General features: G+C 56.7%; 8 protein-coding genes and 1 pseudogene. All 9 read left to right on the top strand.

Features of this window, described 5'->3' with window-relative positions; genetic code table 11:
- A pseudogene (locus tag QNK41_RS22670) lies at window positions 1-393 on the top strand (hypothetical protein); the annotation flags it as partial.
- A 135-nt stretch (window positions 394-528) separates the two neighbouring features.
- Complete coding sequence (locus tag QNK41_RS22665; RefSeq protein WP_319262064.1) at window positions 529-852, top strand: Rho termination factor N-terminal domain-containing protein; 324 nt, start codon at window positions 529-531, stop codon at window positions 850-852.
- 32 nt (window positions 853-884) lie between these two features.
- Window positions 885-1,457 carry a 5' nucleotidase, NT5C type gene (locus tag QNK41_RS22660; protein ID WP_319262062.1) on the top strand — a complete coding sequence of 191 codons (573 nt, stop codon included), beginning with the start codon at window positions 885-887 and terminating at the stop codon, window positions 1,455-1,457.
- Window positions 1,421-2,383, top strand: coding sequence for a tyrosine recombinase XerC (locus QNK41_RS22655; protein WP_319262060.1), 963 nt, complete (start codon window positions 1,421-1,423; stop codon window positions 2,381-2,383). Before QNK41_RS22660 ends, QNK41_RS22655 begins: the two co-directional genes overlap by 37 nt.
- Window positions 2,384-2,403: 20 nt before the next feature.
- Window positions 2,404-2,961, top strand: coding sequence for an ATP-dependent protease subunit HslV (gene hslV, locus QNK41_RS22650; RefSeq protein WP_319262058.1), 558 nt, complete (start codon window positions 2,404-2,406; stop codon window positions 2,959-2,961).
- A 3-nt stretch (window positions 2,962-2,964) separates the two neighbouring features.
- Window positions 2,965-4,329: an ATP-dependent protease ATPase subunit HslU gene (gene hslU / locus QNK41_RS22645; protein WP_319262055.1), complete on the top strand. Its 1,365-nt coding sequence runs from the start codon at window positions 2,965-2,967 to the stop codon at window positions 4,327-4,329.
- 313 nt (window positions 4,330-4,642) lie between these two features.
- Window positions 4,643-5,539, top strand: coding sequence for an acetylglutamate kinase (gene argB, locus QNK41_RS22640; RefSeq protein WP_319262052.1), 897 nt, complete (start codon window positions 4,643-4,645; stop codon window positions 5,537-5,539).
- 201 nt (window positions 5,540-5,740) lie between these two features.
- Complete coding sequence (locus QNK41_RS22635) at window positions 5,741-6,928, top strand: acetylornithine transaminase (RefSeq protein ID WP_319262049.1); 1,188 nt, start codon at window positions 5,741-5,743, stop codon at window positions 6,926-6,928.
- Window positions 6,929-7,108: 180 nt separating this feature from the next.
- Window positions 7,109-8,317, top strand: coding sequence for an argininosuccinate synthase (locus tag QNK41_RS22630; protein WP_319262047.1), 1,209 nt, complete (start codon window positions 7,109-7,111; stop codon window positions 8,315-8,317).
- Window position 8,318 lies beyond the last annotated feature (1 nt).

Raw genomic sequence — 8,318 nt, 5'->3', positions numbered from 1 at the left:
CCCTTTCCCGCCTTCAAGGGGGTTGTTATGAGAAATCGACCCATCACCGTTGGCGTATTCGTCGCCTTGTTGCTGCTGATATCGATCTGTCAGGCCGATGCCGGATCGGAACCGGTCTATTTAGTCCGGATCAACGGAGCCATCTCTCCCGGCAACGCCGATTTTCTGGGTTCGGCCATCCACAAGGCCAACGCAGAAGGCGAATTCCAGGCCGCCGACCGCCTGGCTGCGGCGGCCAAGATTATCGACCAGTATCCCACCGCCATTCAGCTGCGCTACCTGCAGACCATGCGGGAGATGTCCGCCGAGCAGAACACGACCACCATTTTTCCCCTGCCCCTGGATCTGTTCAGGCCATTCCTGAAGTTGGTGGATAAGGGAAATAAGGAGTGATCTCTATTGACACGCTCGGGGGGATGGGATTACTTAAACAGTTTTTTGCAGAAGATGGTGACCGATTTGGCGGGGTGCGCGTGGCATCCATGATCGGGGTTTTGTCCGTTAATTCATGAAAGGAGACTGGATCAAATGACCAAAGGTACGGAAGGTGCAGAAAAACCGTTGGATAAAATGACCGTCAAGGAACTTCGTGAAGTCGCCCACACCATAACGGACCTCAAGGGCATTCACGGCATGAATAAGCAGGATCTGATAGATGCCATCAAGGCGCATCGGGGCATCAAGGAAGCAAAACCCAAAAAGCCCAGCCGATCGCTTCGACAGATTAAACAGCATATTCGGGAACTCAAAGCCCTTAAACGTGAAACCGCTGCAGAAAAAGACCGCAAGAAATCCGGCATCCTGCGTCGCCAGATTTCCCGGTTGAAGAAAAAAACACGCAAGGTGGCCTGAAGGGCAGACAGTTGAAAGACCAGGAAGGACCGATGATTGATCCGGCGGCACTTGCCTTTGACATCGATGGTGTAATCGCCGACACCATGCACCTGTTTCTGGATATCCTCAGGGATCACTACGATGTCCACACGGTGCGATACGCCGACATCACCTGCTACCGGCTAGACCATTGCCTGGATCTGGACGAGGAGGTTCTGGAGGGGGCGGTGGCCCGGATTCTCGACGGGGGGTACCGGGCCGCACTGAAACCCATATCCGGTGCCGGGCCGGTGTTGAAGCGCATCGGTGAGACCACGGGGCGCATCCTGATGGTGACGGCCAGGCCCGAGCCGGGTCCCATCGCGCTCTGGATGAACCAGCTTCTCGACGGTCAGCATCACCGGTCCAGAATCGTGGCAACCGGTTCATTCGAGGCCAAAACCGATGTGCTGCTGGAAAACGGCATCAAGTGGTTTGTGGAGGACCGCCTGGAAACCTGTCACCTGCTCAACGCTGCCGGTATTGCGCCTGTTGTGTTCCGGCAGCCGTGGAACCGGGAGCCCCATGGTTACCTTCAGGTGCAATCATGGCAGGAACTCGAACAGCGGATCGCTTTCCCATGACGCGGATTGGGTTGACCGAACAGATCGACTTTTTCCTGCAGGTCCTGGCTTCGGAAAAAGGCTACTCCGCCCACACCATTCGGGCCTATGGCCATGACCTTGCGGAGTTCGCCGGCTATGCCGCCCGCGCGGCAGGTTTGTCCGAAGAAGAAGAGAAACGGTCGCTGGCCATCGACGATGTCGACAACCTGACGGTCCGGGGGTACCTGGGGCTTCTGCACCGCAAGAACGAGAAGGTTACCATTGCCCGGAAGCTGTCGGTGCTGCGATCCTTTTTTCGTCACCTGGTGAGACACCGGCTGATCACCGAGGATCCCACGGCCGCCATCCTGACGCCCAAGCACAGCCGGCGGATGCCATTCTATCTGTCCGTTGATGACATGTTTCGCCTGCTGGATCAGACGGCCGACGACACCGTGCTGGGACTGCGCAACCGGGCTCTGTTTGAAACCCTTTACGGATCGGGGATCCGGGTGTCCGAGTTGACAGGCCTGAATGTGTTCGATGTTGATTTTTCCTCAGGATGTCTCCGGGTGTCCGGAAAAGGGAACCGTGAACGGATCGTACCGGTGGGTGAAAAAGCGCTGAATCGTATTCAAACCTACCGGGATAGGCTCTTTGCCTATACCGGCATCGGCCTGGCAGTTGATGGCCCGCTCTTTTTAAATAAAAACAAGGGCCGGCTGAGTTCACGTTCCGTGGGCCGGATTCTGGAAGCATTGATTCGCAAGTGCAGTCTGGCGGTGCCGATTTCCCCCCACGGCATTCGGCACAGTTTCGCCACCCACATGCTGGACGCGGGGGCAGATTTGCGCACCGTTCAAAAACTGCTGGGTCACAAGAGCCTGTCAACCACCCAAAAATACACCCATGTAAGCATTGACCGGCTGATGGCGGCCTACGACAGCGCCCACCCCAGGCGATAGAAAGGATCCGGGTTTAATTCATGTCCCACCAATCCACGCAACCTTCACTGCGATTCCACGGCACCACCATCCTGGCTGTCCGGTCGGAGGATCAGGTGGTCATGGCCGGTGACGGCCAGGTGACCCTGAACAACACGGTCATCAAGCACCATGCCCGCAAGGTTCGGCGCATATACAACGACACCATTCTGGTGGGGTTTGCCGGTGCCACTGCCGACGCCCTGACCCTGACCGAAAAATTGGAGCAGAAACTGGAGCGCTACAACGGTAACCTGACCCGATCGGCCGTGGAACTGGCCAGAGATTGGCGTGCGGACAAGTACCTGCGCCGTTTAGAGGCGTTGATGATTGCCGTGGACGACTCGTCCATGTTACTCATATCGGGCAACGGGGATGTCATCGAACCGGACGAGGGCATCGTGGCCATTGGTTCGGGCGCTGTGGCCGCTCAGGCGTCGGCAACCGCCCTTTTCCATCAGACCGAATTGGACGTGCGCCGGATTGTCGAGGTGTCCATGCAAATCGCCGCGTCCCTGTGCGTATTCACCAACGATCATTTTACCATTGAAGCGCTTTGATCCATGAATGACCTAAAACCCATTGATATCGTGGCCGAACTGGACAAATACATTATCGGTCAGAATGATGCCAAGCGATCCGTCGCCATTGCCTTGAGAAACCGATGGCGTCGCCAGCAGGTGCCTGATTCGCTCAAGGATGAGATCGCCCCCAAGAACATCATCCTCATCGGCCCCACCGGTGTTGGCAAGACGGAAATTGCCCGGCGCCTCTCGCGGCTCAGCGACTCACCGTTTTTCAAGGTGGAGGCATCTAAATTTACCGAGGTCGGATATGTGGGTCGGGATGTGGAGTCCATGGTCCGTGACCTCCTGGAACTGACGGTCAATGCCGTTCGTACGGCCGAGCAGGAGGCTGTCACGGAAAGGGCCTGGCGCATTGCTGAAGAGCGAATGTTGGACCTGCTGCTGCCCAAGGCCGATCCGGGTCGGGCAGACGCTGCAGGAGAAGGCGGCCTGGAAGTGGTCAACACATCCGCTGATACAGCTTCGTCCACACGGGAAAAGCTGCGAAAGATGCTGCAGGCTGGAAAGATGGACAGTCGTTATGTCGACCTGGATGTGGCCGAGCGCAACATGCCCATGGTTGAGATTTTCTCCAATGCTGGCATGGAGGAGATGGGATTCAACTTCAAGGATATGCTCGGTTCCCTGCTGCCCAAGAACACCCACCGCCGAAAGATCAAAGTTCCCGAAGCCATGAAAACCATGGCTGCGGAGGAGGCCCAGAACCTGGTGGACATGGACAAGGTAATCCAGGATGCGATCGTTAAAGTGGAACAGTCCGGTATCATTTTCCTCGACGAGATCGACAAGATCGCAGGTAACAGCAAAGGGCACGGTCCGGATGTCTCCCGGGAGGGGGTTCAGCGGGATCTTTTACCCATCGTGGAGGGATCCATGGTGAATACCAAGTATGGACCGGTGAAGACCGACCATATCCTGTTTATTGCCTCCGGTGCCTTTCACACGATCAAGCCGTCCGACCTGATCCCGGAGCTCCAGGGACGGTTTCCCATCCGTGTGACCCTGGATGCACTGAACCGCAAGGATTTTGTCCGCATTCTGACAGAACCGAAGAACGCGCTGCTGCTCCAGTATATCGCCTTGCTCAAAACCGAGGGCGTGGAACTGGTCTTCTCCGACAATGCGGTCAAAAAGATTGCCGAGATTGCCGAAGAGGTGAATGACCGTACAGAGAATATCGGTGCCCGGCGTCTTCATACCGTTATGGAACGCCTGCTCGAAGATATCCTCTTCGACGCACCCGATGTGCAGGATGTTCACCTGACGGTGGATGATGCATACGTTGGGGAAAAGCTCAAAGCGATTAAGGATGATGAGGATCTGAGCCGGTATATTTTGTAGCAGGGTTCAAGGATTCGAGGGGTCAAGGGTTCATGGAAAATGCTTTAGTATTTCACATGGCTAAAAGCGGGTATCACAGAAGTTGAACGGATGTTATAAACCTTGATAAATTCTATGGAAAACAAACCCTTGAACCGCGATAGTGAGCGCATTCCTCTCCGCTTGCGGCGGGGTTCGCGAGCGAACTGAAAATAGACTTTCATCCTTACGGTGCTGCGCAGCACTGCCGTTACAGGCAGAACATTCCCCACGGCTTGCCGCGGGGAGGGTTCAATCCCTGAATCCTCGAACCCTATTGAATTTAGGAACCACCATGACACCCGAATGCGCCCCCCCCCACTCAACCGTAGCGGACATTCTCATCGAGGCGCTGCCCTATATCCGCAAATTCTCCGGTATGACCGTGGTGGTGAAGTACGGTGGCCACGCCATGGTTGACGAGCAGCTGAAAACCGATTTTGCCCGGGATATAACCCTGCTCAAGTTCGTCGGTCTCAATCCGGTGGTGGTTCACGGCGGCGGCCCCCAGATCAATCGGGTTTTGGACCAGATGGGCATCCGTCCCCAGTTTGTGCGTGGTATGCGGCTCACCGACGGCCCCACCATGGACGTGGTGGAGATGGTGCTGGGCGGAAAGGTGAACAAAAGCATCGTGGCCGAGATCAACCAGCAGGGGGGCAAGGCCGTGGGGCTGAGCGGCAAGGACGGCGGGCTCATTGAAGCCAAAAAGATGCGCATTCTCCACCAGGCCGATGCGGGCAGTCCGCCCGAAATCATCGATCCGGGAATGGTGGGAGAGGTGACCCGGATCGACCCCCAGATCATCCATACGCTCTCCGAAAAGGGATTCATTCCCATCATTGCCCCTGTGGGTGCGGGTGCGGGAGGGGAAACCTACAACATCAATGCGGACCTGGTGGCCAGCCACATCGCCACGGCCCTGTCTGCCGGTCGGCTGATCCTGCTCACCGACGTGGACGGCGTGATGGATGCCGACGGTGAGCTGATATCCTCCATCGATGCGGCCACCATCAGTCGCATGATCGCTGACGGAAGCATCAGCGGCGGCATGATTCCGAAGATCGAATATGCCCTCTTCGCCCTGAAAAACGGCGTGGGGAAAGTGCCCATCATCAACGGCAAGCGCCGCCACGCGATACTGCTGGAATTGTTCACCGATCGGGGGATCGGCACGGAGGTAATAGAATAAGGCATCCATTTCTAAAATGGACACCGGAAGGACAAGCTGAACCTTGAAGAGATCATGGCTTGATTCTATGCGACCGACAATGTATCGACCCTAACTCAGAACTCAGAACTCAGAACTCAGAACTCAGAACTCAGAACTCAGAACTCAGAGACCAGAGACCAGAGACCAGAGACCAGAGACCACAAACCAGAGACTTTACAGATGACCGATACCATTATGCACACGGCGGACCGCGTCATTGCGACGACCTACAAACGGTTTCCCGTCGTTATGGAACGGGGCCAGGGGTGCACGCTCTGGGATACCCAGGGCCGCCGTTATACGGACTTTGTCGCCGGCATTGCCGTGTGCAATTTAGGCCATGCCCACCCGCGCATTGCCGATGCGGTGGCCCGCCAGGCCCGGCGGCTGGTGCATGTGTCCAACCTTTACTACACGATTCCCCAGACCGAACTGGCCCGGATGCTGGTGGAACACAGTTTTGCGGACCGCGTCTTTTTCGGCAACTCCGGTGCAGAGGCAAACGAAGCAGCCATCAAGTTGGCCCGGAAATACTTTAAGGACGATGGTCAGCCGGAACGGTTTCGCATCGTTTGCATGGAAAAATCTTTTCATGGGCGCACCATGGCAACCTTGTCCGCCACGGGACAGGATAAAATCAAGCAGGGCTTCGACCCGGTACTGGAAGGGTTTTCTTTCGTGCCTTTCAACGACATTGGCGCCCTGGAATCTGCTATTGACGACCGCACCTGCGCCGTGATGCTCGAGCCCATCCAGGGCGAGGGTGGCATCCGCTGCCCGGGTCCCGATTATCTCCAACAGGTTCGACGGCTGTGCGACCAGCGGGGCATGCTGATGATCCTGGACGAGATCCAGACGGGCATGGGCCGAACCGGAACGCTCTTCGCCCACGAGCAATACGGTGTGACGCCGGACATCATGACCCTGGCCAAGGCGCTGGCCAACGGGCTTCCCATCGGCGCCATGCTGGCCACTGAACGGGTGGCGGCCGCTTTCGGGATCGGCGCCCACGCCTCCACGTTCGGTGGAACCCCCCTGGTGACGGCCGCCGCCCTTGAGACCCTGAAGATCATGGATGAAGAAAGGATCGTGGATCGTGCCCGGGACACCGGGACCTATTTCACGGATGCGTTGAAACAGCTGAAGCATCGTCACCGCCGGATTGCCGAGGTACGGGGCAGGGGGCTGCTGCTGGGCATTCAACTGAACGGACCGGCCGATGAACTGGTCCCGGTATTGATGGAAAAGGGGTTTTTGGTCAACTGTGTTCAGGGGGATACCCTGCGGTTCGTTCCTCCCCTGATCATCCAGCAAGATGAAATTGACCGGCTGATCCAGTGCCTGGATGAGGTGCTGACGCAATCATGAGCCACTTTCAAAACGCCCCATTTCGACCAATATCGGCGTTGGACTCCCCATTTCATTCCTCGACATACGATAGGTATGCCTCCGGTTGAAATGATCGTCCGCCTTGATCTTGGCCGAACTGCAACGTTTTGAATCAGGCTCAATGAATAAAATTTACAATTTAGAAGGAGAAAAAAAACAGTGACGGAGAAGATCAATAAAGTGGTGCTGGCTTACTCGGGCGGTCTGGACACGTCGGTGATCCTGAGATGGCTCATCGAAACCTACGATTGCCAGGTGGTCACCTTTTCCGCTGACATCGGCCAGATCGATTCGTTGGAAAACGTGGAGGCCAACGCCGTGAAAACCGGTGCGGTCAAGGCCTACGTGGATGACCTTAAGGAGACCTTTGTCCACGATTACGTGTTTCCGGCGTTTCGGGCCAACGTCATTTACGAAGGGCAGTATCTGATGGGTACCGCCATTGCCCGGCCGCTCATCGCCAAACGTCAGATGGAGATTGCCGCCCTGGAAAGCGCCGATGCGGTCAGCCACGGTGCCACAGGCAAAGGCAACGACCAGGTCCGCTTTGAACTGGGTTATTACGCCATCGACCCGGATATCAAGATAATCGCGCCCTGGCGCGAATGGGACCTGAACTCGCGGACCGCACTGATGGCCTTTGCCGCCAACCATGGCATTCAAGTGCCCACCACCCATGCCAAACCTTACAGCACCGACGGTAACCTGCTGCATATCAGTTACGAGGGCGGTATCCTGGAAGACCCCTGGGCCGGTCCACCGGACGACATCTTCACCATGACGGTTTCGCCCAAGGATGCCCCGGACACGCCCGAGACCATCGAGATAACATTCGCCGACGGCGATCCGGTGGCGGTCAATGGCACTGTTCTTTCACCGGCCAACCTGCTGGCCGAGTTGAACCGGCTGGGAGGCAAACACGGCATCGGCCGCATCGACATCGTGGAAAACCGCTTCGTGGGTATGAAATCCCGCGGGGTTTATGAAACGCCGGGCGGCACCATTTTACGGCAGGCACATATGGCCATGGAATCCATTACCATGGACCGTGAAGTCATGAACCTGCGGGACTCTCAGATTCCGCGATATGCCCAGCTTATCTACAACGGGTTCTGGTTCTCTCCGGAGATGGAGGTGCTGCAGGGCATGATCGACAGCACCCAGAAAACCGTGTCCGGTTTGGTTCGCCTGGAGCTGTACAAAGGCAACTGCATCGTCCGCGGCAGAAAGTCGGACCACTCGCTTTACAGTGAAGCCCACGCCACGTTCGAGGACGATGATGTATACAGCCAGGCGGATGCCGAAGGATTTATCCGTCTCAATGCTCTTCGGCTGCGTATCCGTAAACTCATGCAACGGAAAGGGTAGG

Source organism: Desulfosarcina sp. (assembly GCF_033791525.1).
In the GTDB taxonomy this organism is placed as follows: Bacteria; Desulfobacterota; Desulfobacteria; order Desulfobacterales; family Desulfosarcinaceae; genus Desulfosarcina.
This window is presented reverse-complemented; position numbering and strand designations above follow the sequence as displayed.

Excerpts from the sequence above, each read along its gene's own strand:
- QNK41_RS22665 (WP_319262064.1), top strand. The coding sequence starts at position 529 with ATGACCAAAGGTACGGAAGGTGCAGAAAAACCGTTGGATAAAATGACC.
- argB (WP_319262052.1), top strand. The coding sequence starts at position 4,643 with ATGACACCCGAATGCGCCCCCCCCCACTCAACCGTAGCGGACATTCTC.
- hslU (WP_319262055.1), top strand. The coding sequence starts at position 2,965 with ATGAATGACCTAAAACCCATTGATATCGTGGCCGAACTGGACAAATAC.
- QNK41_RS22655 (WP_319262060.1), top strand. The coding sequence starts at position 1,421 with ATGGCAGGAACTCGAACAGCGGATCGCTTTCCCATGACGCGGATTGGG.
- QNK41_RS22660 (WP_319262062.1), top strand. The coding sequence starts at position 885 with ATGATTGATCCGGCGGCACTTGCCTTTGACATCGATGGTGTAATCGCC.
- QNK41_RS22635 (WP_319262049.1), top strand. The coding sequence starts at position 5,741 with ATGACCGATACCATTATGCACACGGCGGACCGCGTCATTGCGACGACC.
- hslV (WP_319262058.1), top strand. The coding sequence starts at position 2,404 with ATGTCCCACCAATCCACGCAACCTTCACTGCGATTCCACGGCACCACC.